This window comes from Arthrobacter woluwensis, from assembly GCF_900105345.1.
Classification (GTDB): Bacteria; Actinomycetota; Actinomycetes; order Actinomycetales; family Micrococcaceae; genus Arthrobacter_E; species Arthrobacter_E woluwensis.
Map to the genome: position 1 here is coordinate 2,521,164 of NZ_FNSN01000003.1, position 12,842 is coordinate 2,534,005.

Sequence of the window (12,842 nt, forward strand, 5' to 3'; positions counted from 1 at the left end):
CTATGAACACCGACGAACCGCGAGGCTGGTCCGCCCCGCTGCTGAACGTGATCGGCAGCGCCGTGGTGGGCGATGCCCTGTTCCGCGGGGACGACGGCGGCCGGCCCCTCTGGGCGGCGATCCTCGCGGGGCTGTCCCTGACGGCGTGGGCCGTCCGCGGCCTGTCCGGTCTCGTCTGGCGGGATCGGCGTGCGGATGTCCCGCTGGGACTCGTGGCGGCGCTCACCGGAGCCGCGTCGGCCGGGCCCACCGACGGCCTGACGGTGGTCCCTGCCGCGATCGGCATCCTCATCGTGATCTCAACCCCGGCCGTTCCGCTGGTCCGGGGCGTCGCGGCCGCTCTCGTGAGCTGCGCGCTCGTGGCCGTGAGCGGGGTGCCCGTGCACGCCTCGGTTCCCGCCGTCGTGACCATGATGGGTGGTCTGATCCTCGCGGCGGTCGGGGGGTTCAGCCGCCGGCAGTTCCGCGAGGCGGAGGCCCAAGCCGCGCTCCTGCGGGAGCGGGAACTGGCCATGCGGCAGGACGCGGAACGGGTCGCGATCGCCCGCGATCTGCACGACGTGCTGGCCCACAGTCTCGGAGGACTCGTCCTTCAGCTCGACGCCGCCGAGGCCCTGCTCGAAACCGGCGACCATTCCGCGGCGGCCGAGCGGGTCGCGGCCGCGAGGCGTCTGGCGTCCGATGGGCTGAGCGAGGCCCGCCGCGCCGTCGCGACACTGCGGGACCCGCAAGCAGCCGCGGTCATCCAGGCCGCAGCGCTGGACGCCGTGACTCCCGGCGTCGAACAGCTCCTGCAGGCGCACCGATCCCTCGGCGGGGTCGTGGACTTCACCGAGACCGGAACGGCGCATCCGCTGAGTGACCGCACGGCCGACGCGCTCCTGCGCGCTGTGCAGGAAGCTCTCAGCAATGCGCGCAAACACGCCCCCGGAGAGCCGGTCCGGGCCGGGCTCACCTGGAAGGAAGACACTGTGACCCTGACCGTCTCCAACCCCCTCCCCGACACGGAGTCACCTGCCGGGGATTCCCCGGGCCGCGGGTACGGGCTGACCGGCATGCGGGAGCGGTTCGAGGCACTGGGGCCCAGATCGTCCGTGCGGGCCGGGGTCCAGGGCGACCGCTTCGTCGTGACCGCGGAGGCTGCGCTGTGACGCACGACGATCCCGCGCAGACGGAACCCCTGATCCGCATCGTGGTGGCGGATGACCAGGCTATCGTCCGGGACGGCCTCGTCACGGTGCTGCGCCTTGTGCCGGGTCTGGAAGTGGTCGCCGAGGCGGCGGACGGCGAGGAGGCCGTCGCCCGGACTGCGGAGCTGCGTCCGGACGTGGTCCTCATGGACCTGAGGATGCCCGGCCTCGACGGCGTGGGCGCCACGGCCAGGATCACGGCAGACTTCCCGGACACGGCCGTCCTGGTCCTCACCACGTTCGCCGACGATGAGTCGATCCTCCGCGCCCTGACCGCCGGCGCCCGCGGCTATCTGACCAAGGACGCCGGGCGGGCCGAACTGGCAGCGGCCGTCCGCGCCGTCGCCCGCGGTCAGTCGACCTTCGCGCCGGAAGTGAGCGCCGTCCTGGTCACCGCCCTCAGCCAGGGCGCCGCCGCACCCGCTGATCCTCCCCGCGCGGTCGACGACGCCGACGGCCTCCAGACGCGGTTCCCGCAGCTCACGCGCCGGGAGGCCGAGGTTCTGGCACTCGTGGCGGACGGGCTCAGCAACGGTGAGATCGCGGGGACGCTCTTCCTGGGGATTTCGACCGTCAAGACCCACATCAATTCGCTCTTCGCCAAGCTCGCCGTGCGGGACCGCGCCCAGGCGATCACCCTCGTGAGGTCGTGATCCTCGGCGCGAGGCAGGCACGCTGGTGCGTTCGACCGGGTGTGTGACGCGCTGAGGCCTAGCATCGAGCTGTGCTGAGCCCCGAATATCCCGTCCACACCGACCGGCTCCTGCTGCGGCCCATGACCGCCCAGGACATCGACCCCATGCTGCGCTACAAATCTCAGCCGGACGTGGTCCGCTTCGTCCCCTACGGCCCCTTGACCCGGGAGGACATCGCCGACCGGATCGCCGGACGCTGGGGCCGGACCGAGCTGACCGAACCGGGCCAGTCCCTCACGCTCGCCCTCGAAGAGCGCGCGACGGGACGGCTGGTGGGTGACGCCGTCCTCTTCTGGCACAGCGCCGAACACCGCGCCGGCGAGGTCGGGTACATCCTCTCCCCTGAGGCGACGGGGCTCGGCTACGCCACCGAGGCCGCGACCGCGATGCTGCGCCTGGGATTCGACGGCCTAGGTCTGCATCGCATGGTCGCCCGGCTCGACGAGCGCAACACCGCCTCCGCGCGTGTGGCCGAGCGGCTCGGGATGCGGCTCGAGGCCAGGCTGGTCCAGAACGAATGGTTCGAGGGCGAATGGTCCACCGAGCTCGTGTTCGCGATGCTGGAGGACGAGTGGCGGGCCTCGCCACTGCGCTGAGGGTGATCGCGCAGGCGCTTTCCAGGCCGGAGTCCGTTCCCCGCCGGGCCGCCGTCGCCTAGGCTGAAAAAGCCCCACCGGGAGAGGACGAAGCATGGCAGAAAAGGATAGCGGCCCCGCCTTCAGCGACGAGGAACGCGCCGCGATGAAGGAACGGTCCCGGGAGGTCAAAGCCTCACGCGGCAAGAACAAGGCCACTCCGGAGGAACTGGCGGCGGAAGTCGAGGAGAAGATCGCCTCCATGGACGAACCGGACCGGATCCTGGCGGAGAAGGTCCACCAGATCGTCCTGGAACACGCGCCTCAGCTCAGCCCCAAGCTCTGGTACGGCATGCAGAGCTATGCGAACAAGGCCGGGAAATCGGTCCTGTTCTTCCAGGACGCGAAGAAGTTCAAGGCCCGCTACGCGACGCTGGGCTTCCAGGAGAGCGCGACCCTGGACGACGGTGACCTGTGGCCCACCTCGTACGCCCTCACGAAGCTCACGCCGGCGGTCGAGGCGAAGATCGTGGAGCTGGTCAAACGCGCGACGGCGGAGGGCTAGGACCGGCGGCCATCTCTCGGAGGCTTCGCGCGCCGTGTGTGTGACCGCAGCGCGCGAAATCTCACGCCGCTGAGAACGTCGCGGGCTTAAAACACCGCAGGGCCGGTGAAAACCGGCCCTGCGGTGGATACTGAGAGTCTCAGAGAGGCTGGATGTCTGCAGCCTGCGGGCCCTTGGGGCCCTGCTGGATCTCGAAGGAGACCTTCTGGTTCTCTTCGAGGGAGCGGTAGCCCGAGGAGTTGATCGCGGAGAAGTGCGCGAACACGTCCTGGCTGCCGTCATCGGGGGAAATGAAGCCGAAGCCCTTTTCCGCGTTGAACCACTTCACTGTACCTGTAGCCATAATTCAGTCCTCACTGAAGGGGAGGTTGGTCCCGACGATCGGGCCTCCGGTGTGGGGTGCTCTCCACCGTTGCTTCAGAAAGGTGCGATCCGGGGACCGCAAATACTGAAATACAAAATGCCAAACACAACAACATGTTCAGTCTACAGGAGTCCCTGTCAGATGCACCACCCTGAGACTGATCCACAGCAGGAGCACGTCGTCCGCGTGACGGAGATCCACACCGAACAGCTCCTGGACCCGCTTCAGCCGGTACCGGAGCGTGTTCTGGTGCAGGGAGAGCGCGGCTGCCGTCGTCGCCGAATCGCGGCCCGATTCGAGGTACGCGAGGACGGTCCGGGAATACTCGCTGCCATGGTCGTCGTCATGACGGACCATGGCCAGAGCCGCCGGGGAGAAAAGTTGCTCCTTCGTCTGGAGGAACGCGCCGAGCTCCAGCAGAGCCAGCCTGCTGTGCAGATCGGACGCGCTGACGAAGCGCTCCCCCTCCGGGTCCAGGAGCAGCAGCGCCTGATCGGCCGAACGCCGCGAGGTGGCGATGGCCGTCACCGATGTCACGACCGCGCCCAGGGCCGCCCGGAGCGTCACACCGAGAGCTCCGGAGGCACGGTCCATGACGCGGCGGGCCAGGGTGCGGAGAGCCGGCTGTTCCTTCGCACCCACCTCGCCGAGCACCGCGTAGATCACCCCGTCCTCCTCCACGCACCATGTCCCCCGGCGCTGCGACTCCGTCAGCGTGCTCACCAGGTCCGTCAGGCGGGTCAGGGTGACGGCGTCAGCGCCCGGGGTGGGGTCGGGCTCGAAGGCGAGCACGGCGAAGGGCGGCCGCAGCCCGAGGTTCAGGTGGCGCGCGACCAGAGGGGCGTCGTCGTCGCCGTGGATCAGCCGGCGCAGGCCTTCGGAGCGTCGCAGGCGGGCCAGGTCGCGGCCACTGCGAGCCCTGAGGAGGTGGAGGGCCGCGATGTCGGCGGCGCGTTCGAGGGCGGCTGCGGCGTGGTCGGGGAGGTCATCGCCGGGGTCCACCACCCACACGGAGCCGAGAGGCTCGTTTCCGGCGCGGACCGCGACCGCCATCCGGCCCATCGCATCACCCGAACCAGGAATCCGCACGGCGCCGCGAGCGCGGAAGACCGAGGCGTACTGCGCGGCGTTCTCCGGAAGATGCGGGACCTGCCGCCCCAGGATGCCCTGCTGGCGGTCCAGGTCGATCGGCTGATCAGGCAGCGTCGAATAGGCGAGGACCTCCTCCTGAAGGTTCTCGATCGTCGTGGCGCCGCCCACCATCGCGGCGATGGCGTTGGCGAGCGCGAACAGATCGCCGGCGCCCAGCGCGGTGGGAGCGCCGCCGGCCTCGGCGACCGCGCCCAGGGCCGACTCCAGCAGCGTGTCGAGCTGCCGCCAGGACAGCTCCCCCTCCACCACGAGCACGGCGACGCCGGCCGATGCCGCCACGGCGCTCAGACGCCGGGCCCTGTCTGGCTCCGCCACCAGGCTCGCCGTCCTTTTGAGCACGACGGCGGCGTAGCCGGCATCCGCCGCATCCCGCAGGGTGGAGGTGGCCCCGTCCTCCGTGACGCCGACGCCGAGCAGCAGGCCTCCGGGCGCGTCCTGAAGCGATTCCAGAGGGTCCAGGATCACAGGGCTCACCAGAGTGAGCGGCCTGTCCGGCCCCAGATGATCCACGGCCAGGCCGGACGAGTTCAGCACCGCGGTGAGGTCGCGCACGGAGCGCGCGGCTGGAGCGCGGTCGATCGGTTCCATGGGCTCTCCTGGATCTGGCTGCGGTCGGATGTCCGCACGCGCTGCCGCGACGGTCTCTCCTTAGTGGCGAAGCACTACGAATTGAGACGATCTTAGTGCTTTCCACCGAAGCCGGATCGCGTGATCGTCCCCCAGAGTGGAACCATGTCTTCCCTCTCCTCCCCGCATCCGTTGACGGCTCAGGCGCAGCGAGCGGCGCAAGCCGCCGCCGACGCCGCCGGTGTGACCGTCCGTGATGAGCATGACCTCGAACGCCATCGTGAGATCGAGGCGCTCCTGGTGTCCATCTGGGGCATGTCCCCACAGGGCGCACCCATCCCGTTCGATGTGCTCCGGGGCATCTCGCACGCGGGCTGCAACATCTCCACCGCTTATCTGCCGGATGGCCGCGTCTGCGGTGCGGCGGTCGCGCTCGTCACCCCGGAACACGGCAGCTACTCGCTCATCGCAGGGGTGGCCCCGGACATCGGCGACAAGGGCGTGGGCTTCGCTCTCAAGCAACACCAGAGGGCCTGGTGCCTGGAACGGGGCATCGAGACCATGAGCTGGACCTTCGACCCGCTCGTGAGCCGGAACGCCCGTTTCAACCTGGCCAAATTGGGCGCGCACGTCATCGAATACACCCGGAACTTCTACGGGATCATGGACGACGAGATCAACGCCCAAGACGAGAGCGACCGCCTCGTCGCCGTGTGGCCTCTCGCCAGCGACGACGCGGTGGCCTGCAGCGAAGGCCGCCCCCGCGATGTGGAGCTCCCCTCCGGCCTCGACGCCACCGTCCTCGGCGCCGGCCCGGACGGCGAGGCGCACTTGCTGCAGTCAGAGGACACGCTGTGGGCTCGGGCTCCCCGGGACATCGTCGCCTTGCGCGCGCAGAGTCCGGACCTGGCCGCGGCCTGGCGCCGGGAGCTGAGGGAGGTCTTCGAATCCGCGTTCGCTGCGGGACGGACCGCCGACGGTGTGACGCGCGACGGCTGGTACCGCCTCTCCCCCGCCCCGGCGACCATGTCCACCAAGCTCGATGATCTGGAGAACGCACGATGAAGATCACCAAAGCCTCCATCTCCCTGCTGGAGGTTCCGCTGAAGGAACCGTTCGTGGTGTCCTACGACACCTACGCCACTATGCCCAGCATCGTGCTGACCCTGGAGACCGACGACGGCCTGGTCGGTTTCGGAGAGAGCGTGCCGGACGCACACGTCACGGGCGAGACTCCCGGAGGCGCTGTGGAGGCCCTGCGCACCCTGCTGCTGCCGGCGGTCCTCGGTCTGGACCCGCGTGACATCACCGCGATTCACCAGCGGATGGACGCCGCGTTGAAAGGCAACGGATCGGCCAAGGCCGCCGTCGACATCGCCTGCTGGGACCTCGCGGGCAAGGCCGCGGACCGCCCGGTCTATGCACTGCTCGGTGGACGGAAGCCGGAGAACCCCACGATCGCTCGTGTGATGAGCATCCTCGCCCCCGACACCCTGGCCGCCCAGGCCGTGGAGGCACGGGACGAGGGATTCCGTCACCTGAAGATGAAGCTCGGCGGCCGCGATGGGCTCGACGTCGAGCGAGTCCGGGCGGTGCGCGCCGCGATCGGCCACGACCTCGCCATCCGGGTGGACGCCAACCAGGGATGGGGCGACCCCGCCACGGCGATCGCGATGATCCGGGAACTCGAGCCGTTCGGAATCGACTGGGTGGAGCAGCCCATCCGGGCGGACGACGTGGACGGGTTCGAACTGATCAGGGCGCAGGTCGGAGTCCGGCTGATGGCGGATGAGGCGGTGGTGGCCCAGGCGGACCTCGCCCGCTTCGTCAAGGCCCGCAGCGTGGACATGGTGAACCTCAAGCTCCAGAAGAGCGGCGGCATCACCCCCTGCCACCGCCTGGCCACACAGGCCGAACTCGCCGGCTTCTCGGTCCAGGTGGGATCGATGCTGGAGACGAGCATCGCCTCCGCAGCCGGATACCATCTGGCCCTCGCCCATCCGGCGATCGTGTCCACGGAACTGTCCGGTCCGGTGAAGTTCACCCGCGAACCGGGGAACCTCGAGTTCCGCATCCCGGAGGTCCTGGTGTCCGACCGGCCGGGTCTCGGCGTGGACGTCGATCCGGACGTGCTGGAAGACCTCACCACGGACCGCTGGGAGGTCTCCGCCTGAGAGGTCGGGCCGGCGGCCTTGGAGTTCAACCCTCGGCCCCGGCCCACCCCCGGCCGGTCAGCGCTCTTCGCGGTAGGCGTGATGCAGGTCGTTCGCGAGCCCGGGCTGCTCGTGGGCCTTGACCTCGGCTTCTCGCCTCCGGTCCCGCCAGAGCTGGATCTCGTTGACGATCACGACGAACAGCGGGAACAGCACCGTGAGGAACCGGCCCCAGAAGGACATGTCGTCCCGGACCACCGCGAAGACGACGGCGGCCGCCAGGATCACGAAATACAGAATGCGAAAGGTCCTGGTCATGCTCCCCGCACCGCCTCGGCCCGAACCCGTGCCCGTACTGTCTCGCTGGTCCGGTTCCTGCCTGTCCTGGGATGTCCCACGGTTCCCCTCTCCCTCTGCCGCACTCGGCCTCCTATCAGTCCGCCTGTTGCTGACCGCCTGCTGGTCGCTCAAGCCGTTCCGCCTTCGACAGTATCCCGAGTCGGAGCCGGGCGCTGATTTCGAGAAACTTCTGTGGAAATTCTTCCGGCCTGTCGATCCACAGGCCTCTCGATCGTCTTGTAGCTGAGCCCGCCAAGGGCCACCATCGAGTGAAGGAGGAAAAGTCATGCGATACACCCTGTTGCTGCATTACCCGGAGATGAGCCCCGAGGAGCTCGGCCCGGAGGTCCTGGCTCAAGGTCAGGAGGCGATGCGTTCCTACGCCGCGACCCTGCAGCAGGCCGGCGTGCTACTCGGCGCGGAGGTGCTGCAGCCCTCCCACGCCAGCACCACGGTGACCGTCCGGGACGGGCAACTGCGAGTCCAGGACGGGCCTTTCGCCGACACGAAGGAACAGCTCGGCGGGTACTTCGTGCTGGATGTGCCGGACCTGGACGCCGCCCTCGAGTGGGCCGGCCAGGCGCCCGGGGCACAGTGGGGCGCGGTCGAGATCCGGCCGGGCGCCACCCATACCGTGGACGGCGTGTGGGTGCCGAACGGCTGACCCTGCGGTCGATGTCCGAACACGACGCCGACGCGCGGGCCGCAGCGGAACTGGCCGCCCGCGCGTCGTACGGCCGCCTGATCGCCGCCCTGGCCGCCGGCACCGGAGACGTGCTCCTCGCGGAGGACGCCTTGGCCGACGCGTTCGAACGAGCCTTACGGCGCTGGCCTGTGGACGGCGTGCCGACGAGCCCGGAAGGCTGGCTGCTCACCGTGGCGCGCAACCGGCAACGGGACGAGTGGAAGTCCGCCCGGCACCGGCTGGCAGCCGCGCTGGAGGGAATCGAGGTGACGGCAATGGACTCACCGGAGGGCACGGCCTTCCCGGACCGGCGGTTGTCGTTGCTGCTGACCTGCGCTCATCCCGCGATCGCGGAGGACATCCGCACACCCCTGATGCTTCAGACGGTGCTGGGGTTCGATGCGGCGCAGATCGGCGCCGCCTTCGCGATCCCGGCCGCCACCATGGCACAACGGCTGGTGCGGGCGAAGCGCCGGATCAGGGACGCGGGGATCCCGTTCGAGCTGCCGGGTCGTGAGGCACTCGCCTCCAGGCTGCCCTCGGTCCTGGAAGCGGTGTACGGGTGCCTGTCCATCGCGGCGCCGGCCGGCACCACGGGCTCGGCTCAGGGTGGCTCAGCCCAGGACGACCCGGTTCAGGGTGACCCGGTTCAGGGCGACCCGGTTCAGAGCCGTCCGGTTCAAGGCGATCCCATGCCTTGGCCGATGGTGTCCGAGGGACTGTTTCTCGCCGAGATCGCCGCCGACTGCCTCGGCAACGACGCGGAGTCCTGGTCCCTGGCCGCGCTGGCCGCGTTTCTCTTGTCGCGACCTGTCGGGGGCACCTACGTGCCGCTCGAGGATCAGGACCCCGGCTCCTGGAACACCGCACTTCTGCACCGCGCCGAGGGATACCTGCGGAGGGCCTCGGACGTGACCTCCGAGTCGGGAGATCGCGGCACACCGGGGCGGTTTCAGCTGGAAGCCGCGATCCAGGCGGTGCACGCCGACCGCGCCCGGACCGGCCGGACGGAGTGGGCCGCGTTGGGCACCTTGTACGCCGCACTGAACCTCGTGGCGCCGACGCTGGGCTCCCGGGTGGCGGAAGCCGCGGTCCTCCGGCGTACGGACGGACCCCTGGCCGCCCTCCGTCGCCTCGATGAACTGGCTGAGCAGCATCCGCAGGAATGCGAGCGTTTCCAGCCGTACGCCGTCGCACGCGCGGATGCGCTCAGAAGCGCAGGAAGCCTCGACGCCGCCGCCGAATGCCTGGAGCGGGCCCTTCACCTGACGGCGGACGAACCGGTGCGGGTTCATCTCCGCGCTCAACTGGAGGCGGTCCAGCGGGAGCAGTCAGGCAGGGTCTGAAGCAGCGAACGAGGTCGACGGTGCGTGTATCACCGGCCTGAGGCCTGCTCGGTGGGCCGGAGCCTCAGACCACCAGGTCGAGCCGGTGATCCGCGCCGCGGAAGCTGAAGCTGTCACCCTCACGCAGCCCCTGGATCGCGTCGAACACGGGCGACCCCGGGGCGATGCCCTCGTAGCTGACACCGTCGCAGTCGAAGGAACTGGAGGCGACCCCCACCACATAGTGGTCTCCGCCGTACGCGACGATGGCACCCGGGCGCACAGTCTCCGTCACGCTGACATCGAGCGCGTCGATGGCCGCCAGGAGCTCCTTCTGGTGAGCTTCCACGCCCTGGAAGAGCTCGACGAACTCGCCTTCCTCGTCCGAATGGGAGAGGTCGTCCGGCTCGATGGGGGAACTGGTGTCGACTTCGGCCGCGGAGTGTTCCGCCGCCGCGTCGTCCGCGACAGCCTTGTTCTCCGAGAGTGCCTGCGCCTTGAGGGCTTCCTTGACGCGTTCCTTGGCGGCCGTGTCCATGCGTGAACCTGCTTTCCTGTGCGATGTCGTCACTTGTCAGCGACACTACTCTCCGCCGAAGTCACCGCCCTGACAAGAGCCGCTTCGGCCGACATGTTGTGCGGCTGGACCGGACGAGACTGCCGGAGATGCCCGATAGGCTCTCAGCATGTTCCCCGGCGCCCCCTTATCCCTTTCAGACGACCTACCCTTTCACGCGACGCGCGCCGACGCCGGGAGGTGAGTGACCCGTGAGGATCTGGTCCGTGCATCCCAGCCAACTGGACAGGGCCGGGCTCGTCGCGTGCTGGCGCGAGACGCTGCTCGCACAGGCCGTGCTGTCCGGCCGGACCCAGGGCTATCAGAACCATCCGCAACTGGTGCGGTTCCGCGCAACGGCCGAGCCGCTGGCCGCCGTCGGCGCGTACCTGAGCGCGGTCCAGGCCGAGGCGACTGCACGTGGGTACCGCTTCGACGCCGACCGCATCCTTCGCCCGGGAATACCGGATGGCGCCATCCCCGTCACGAGCGGCCAGCTGGCGTACGAGTGGGCCCATCTGGGCGCCAAGCTGGAGCGCCGCAGCCCCGCCGACGCCGAGCGGTGGGCTGCGAGCAGCCCGGTGCCGCATCCGCTGTTCACCGTGGTCGAGGGGCCGGTGGAGTCGTGGGAGCGGGTGTCGTAGGCCGGTTCAGCCGAGCAGCTCCTCATACGCCACCACCGGAATGATCCCGTCCGCGGCGGCGATCAGGTGCTCATCGGCCGTCACGAGGACGTCGGCCTGCAAGGACGCCACGGCGAGGTATTCCGCCGGTCGGACGTCGTCCCAGCCGAGCTGCCGTGCGATCCTCCACGCCGTGGCGCGGCTGACGCGGTCCCCCAAGAGGCGGATCCGGAGAGCCGCCAGACCGGTGAGCTGCGCCCGGGCGTCCTTGTCGTCCAGGAGTCCGGCGTGGGCCTCGCCATAAAGCAACGCCAGCACCTCGCTGCGGAGCACGGCCGGGCCGACCAGGGCCCGTCGTGCTCCGAGGGTGGGGTCCTCGGCGACGATACGGCGGGCGGTGACGGCGTCGAGGGCGAAGCGGGTGTGCCGTGAGTCCATGCGTTCAGTACACGGCATCCAGCACGCCGAATCCAGACCCGGACAGCCCAGGGCTGAGCGCCCGGCGGCTGAGTACCATCGAGCCATGACCCCGGCGATCCTGCTCAGAACGCTGATCCTCCTCGCAGCAGCCCTGCTGATCGCGGCGATCGTGTGGTGGTCGCGACGGCGCCCGGCTCAGCCTCAACATCCGCACCTTCGACGTCGCCCCGTTGCTCCTGGCGATCCGGTTCCGCGAAGCGGAAGGCCGATGGCCTGGGCGGGGTGAGCTGGCGACATGGGCTAGGCCCGGCCCGCCGCCCGCCGGAGTCCCACCACGTTGAGGACCACGACGACGAGCAGCGCACCGGCGATGCCGCAGGTCATCCCGAGCCAGCCCACGCCGTCGAACGCGAGGCCCAGCAGCCAGCCGAGCACGGACGAGCCCAGGTAGAAGGCGATGTTGTAGAGGGCGCTGGCCTGTCCGCGGAACCCTTCCCCCGCCCGGGCTCCGACCGTGGCGACGGCCGCGGCGTGGGACATGAAGTTCCCCGCGGTGAAGAGCAGCAGGCCCACGATGATCGCGGGCAGCCGGTCGACCAGCAGGATCGCGAGGCCCGCGATCATGGCGAGCACGCCGTACAGACTGGTCCACGCGAAGCCCCGGCGGCTGAGCCACCGTCCGGCCAGCCGCGACGACGCCGTCCCCGCGAAATAGGCCAGGAACACCAGGGAGGCGAGCGCCGCCGGCAGGAAGAACGGCGCCGCTTCGAGCCGGAACGTCAGGAAGTTGAACACGGCCACGAAGCTGCCCGTCACCAGGAACGCCTGCACATACAGCACGACGAGTGGTGCGGCCCGGAGCGCCTGGCGGATGCGGCCCGGCACCGGCTCGGAATCGGCGATGCGGCCCGGGCTCCTCTCAGCACCCGCCGGCCGCGCTCCCCGTTCCCGGGGAGCGAGCCAGAGGAAAAGTGCCGCGGCCGCCAGACTCACCAACCCCACGCCGAGCAGGGCGCTCCGCCACCCGAACCACGCCCCGAGCGGTCCGGCCACGAGCCGCCCCAGCGCTCCCCCGACGGTGGTTCCCGAGATGTACACGGTCGCCGCGACCGCCGCGCGGGCACCTGCCAGCTGCTCATACACATACGCGACGGCGAGCACCGGGACGCCGCCGACCACGAGGCCCGTGAGGAACCGCAGTCCAAGAAGGACCTCCAGGCCGGGTGCGAAGGCCGTCGCCAGCCCGAGCACCACGGTCCCGGCCACCGCGATCCGCATGCACGGCAGTCGCCCGATCCGGTCGGCGATCGCGGCCCAGAGCAGCACACCCACCGCGAGCCCCGTGGTCGCGGCCGAGACGCTCAGTGCCGCCGTCGACGCGCTCAATGACAGCTCCCGGGCGATCCCCGGCAGCACCCCCTGAATCGCATACAACTGGGCGAAGCTCGCGACGCCGGCCGCCACGAGAGCCGCCATCATCCGGCGGTCTCTGCGCTGCTCCGCGGGTTCGCCCCCGGGATCCGCACGATGGTCACCAGGGGCGGGTGCGCCGGGCGTGGACGCCGCCACGACGGATGGTGGAGAGGTTGGAGGACTCACCCTCCCGACGGTACTCACGCAATGGGGGTATGAC

General features: G+C 69.9%; 15 protein-coding genes. 9 read left to right on the forward strand and 6 right to left on the reverse strand.

Annotation, left to right across the window (positions count from 1 at the left end; genetic code table 11):
• Positions 1–2: 2 nt before the first annotated feature.
• The 4 genes from BLV63_RS12145 (at position 3) to BLV63_RS12160 (ending at position 3,025) form a co-directional block, all read left to right on the forward strand.
• On the forward strand, positions 3–1,151 hold the full coding sequence (locus BLV63_RS12145) for a sensor histidine kinase (protein ID WP_066215599.1): 1,149 nt from the start codon (positions 3–5) through the stop codon (positions 1,149–1,151).
• Positions 1,148–1,843, forward strand: a complete 696-nt coding sequence (locus BLV63_RS12150) for a response regulator transcription factor (RefSeq protein WP_254780552.1) — start codon at positions 1,148–1,150, stop codon at positions 1,841–1,843. The genes BLV63_RS12145 and BLV63_RS12150 overlap by 4 nt, the downstream gene beginning before the upstream one ends.
• A 71-nt stretch (positions 1,844–1,914) precedes the next feature.
• The gene (locus BLV63_RS12155; RefSeq protein WP_066215601.1) at positions 1,915–2,481 is read left to right on the forward strand and encodes a GNAT family N-acetyltransferase; all 567 of its coding nucleotides are present in this window, start codon (positions 1,915–1,917) and stop codon (positions 2,479–2,481) included.
• Between the two features lie 94 nt (positions 2,482–2,575).
• On the forward strand, positions 2,576–3,025 hold the full coding sequence (locus BLV63_RS12160) for an iron chaperone (protein ID WP_066215602.1): 450 nt from the start codon (positions 2,576–2,578) through the stop codon (positions 3,023–3,025).
• Positions 3,026–3,164: 139 nt separating this feature from the next.
• Here BLV63_RS12160 and cspE read toward each other — a convergent pair whose 3' ends face one another.
• A complete protein-coding gene (gene cspE / locus BLV63_RS12165; RefSeq protein WP_066215604.1) occupies positions 3,165–3,368 on the reverse strand; it encodes a transcription antiterminator/RNA stability regulator CspE in 204 nt (67 codons plus the stop codon).
• A gap of 138 nt (positions 3,369–3,506) precedes the next feature.
• Complete coding sequence (locus tag BLV63_RS12170) at positions 3,507–5,129, reverse strand: PucR family transcriptional regulator (protein WP_066215605.1); 1,623 nt, start codon at positions 5,127–5,129, stop codon at positions 3,507–3,509.
• A 144-nt stretch (positions 5,130–5,273) separates the two neighbouring features.
• Between BLV63_RS12170 and BLV63_RS12175 the strand changes: the two genes are divergently transcribed.
• Together BLV63_RS12175 and BLV63_RS12180 are read left to right on the forward strand one after the other, a co-directional pair.
• On the forward strand, positions 5,274–6,173 hold the full coding sequence (locus tag BLV63_RS12175; RefSeq protein WP_066215607.1) for a hypothetical protein: 900 nt from the start codon (positions 5,274–5,276) through the stop codon (positions 6,171–6,173).
• Positions 6,170–7,282, forward strand: coding sequence for a mandelate racemase/muconate lactonizing enzyme family protein (locus BLV63_RS12180; RefSeq protein WP_066215609.1), 1,113 nt, complete (start codon positions 6,170–6,172; stop codon positions 7,280–7,282). The genes BLV63_RS12175 and BLV63_RS12180 overlap by 4 nt, the downstream gene beginning before the upstream one ends.
• Before the next feature lie 57 nt (positions 7,283–7,339).
• On the opposite strand, the gene BLV63_RS12185 is transcribed toward BLV63_RS12180, so the two are convergent.
• The gene (locus BLV63_RS12185; protein WP_139244686.1) at positions 7,340–7,579 is read right to left on the reverse strand and encodes a hypothetical protein; all 240 of its coding nucleotides are present in this window, start codon (positions 7,577–7,579) and stop codon (positions 7,340–7,342) included.
• Between the two features lie 307 nt (positions 7,580–7,886).
• On the opposite strand from BLV63_RS12185, the gene BLV63_RS12190 reads away from it, so the two are divergent.
• Both BLV63_RS12190 and BLV63_RS12195 read left to right on the forward strand, forming a co-directional pair.
• On the forward strand, positions 7,887–8,264 hold the full coding sequence (locus tag BLV63_RS12190; protein WP_066215613.1) for a YciI family protein: 378 nt from the start codon (positions 7,887–7,889) through the stop codon (positions 8,262–8,264).
• Positions 8,265–8,275: 11 nt separating this feature from the next.
• Entirely contained in the window at positions 8,276–9,631 is a 1,356-nt protein-coding gene (locus tag BLV63_RS12195) for an RNA polymerase sigma factor (protein ID WP_066215763.1), read from the forward strand.
• A 64-nt stretch (positions 9,632–9,695) separates the two neighbouring features.
• Here the strand turns inward: BLV63_RS12195 and BLV63_RS12200 are convergent, their stop codons facing one another.
• Positions 9,696–10,148, reverse strand: coding sequence for a hypothetical protein (locus tag BLV63_RS12200; RefSeq protein WP_066215615.1), 453 nt, complete (start codon positions 10,146–10,148; stop codon positions 9,696–9,698).
• Between the two features lie 230 nt (positions 10,149–10,378).
• Here BLV63_RS12200 and BLV63_RS12205 point away from each other — a divergent pair, with 230 nt between their 5' ends.
• Positions 10,379–10,810: a pyrimidine dimer DNA glycosylase/endonuclease V gene (locus tag BLV63_RS12205; protein ID WP_066215619.1), complete on the forward strand. Its 432-nt coding sequence runs from the start codon at positions 10,379–10,381 to the stop codon at positions 10,808–10,810.
• A gap of 6 nt (positions 10,811–10,816) precedes the next feature.
• Here BLV63_RS12205 and BLV63_RS12210 read toward each other — a convergent pair whose 3' ends face one another.
• Both BLV63_RS12210 and BLV63_RS12215 read right to left on the reverse strand, forming a co-directional pair.
• Positions 10,817–11,227, reverse strand: coding sequence for a PIN domain-containing protein (locus tag BLV63_RS12210; protein ID WP_074784270.1), 411 nt, complete (start codon positions 11,225–11,227; stop codon positions 10,817–10,819).
• Positions 11,228–11,509: 282 nt separating this feature from the next.
• Positions 11,510–12,808, reverse strand: a complete 1,299-nt coding sequence (locus BLV63_RS12215) for an MFS transporter (protein ID WP_139244687.1) — start codon at positions 12,806–12,808, stop codon at positions 11,510–11,512.
• Between the last annotated feature and the right edge of the window lie 34 nt (positions 12,809–12,842).

Bases quoted from the DNA above. Each gene is read 5' to 3' on its own strand.
- BLV63_RS12145 (WP_066215599.1), top strand. From the start codon at position 3: ATGAACACCGACGAACCGCGAGGCTGGTCCGCCCCGCTGCTGAACGTG.
- BLV63_RS12160 (WP_066215602.1), top strand. From the start codon at position 2,576: ATGGCAGAAAAGGATAGCGGCCCCGCCTTCAGCGACGAGGAACGCGCC.
- cspE (WP_066215604.1), bottom strand. From the start codon at position 3,368: ATGGCTACAGGTACAGTGAAGTGGTTCAACGCGGAAAAGGGCTTCGGC.
- BLV63_RS12170 (WP_066215605.1), bottom strand. From the start codon at position 5,129: ATGGAACCGATCGACCGCGCTCCAGCCGCGCGCTCCGTGCGCGACCTC.
- BLV63_RS12175 (WP_066215607.1), top strand. From the start codon at position 5,274: ATGTCTTCCCTCTCCTCCCCGCATCCGTTGACGGCTCAGGCGCAGCGA.
- BLV63_RS12180 (WP_066215609.1), top strand. From the start codon at position 6,170: ATGAAGATCACCAAAGCCTCCATCTCCCTGCTGGAGGTTCCGCTGAAG.
- BLV63_RS12185 (WP_139244686.1), bottom strand. From the start codon at position 7,579: ATGACCAGGACCTTTCGCATTCTGTATTTCGTGATCCTGGCGGCCGCC.
- BLV63_RS12190 (WP_066215613.1), top strand. From the start codon at position 7,887: ATGCGATACACCCTGTTGCTGCATTACCCGGAGATGAGCCCCGAGGAG.
- BLV63_RS12195 (WP_066215763.1), top strand. From the start codon at position 8,276: ATGTCCGAACACGACGCCGACGCGCGGGCCGCAGCGGAACTGGCCGCC.
- BLV63_RS12200 (WP_066215615.1), bottom strand. From the start codon at position 10,148: ATGGACACGGCCGCCAAGGAACGCGTCAAGGAAGCCCTCAAGGCGCAG.
- BLV63_RS12210 (WP_074784270.1), bottom strand. From the start codon at position 11,227: ATGGACTCACGGCACACCCGCTTCGCCCTCGACGCCGTCACCGCCCGC.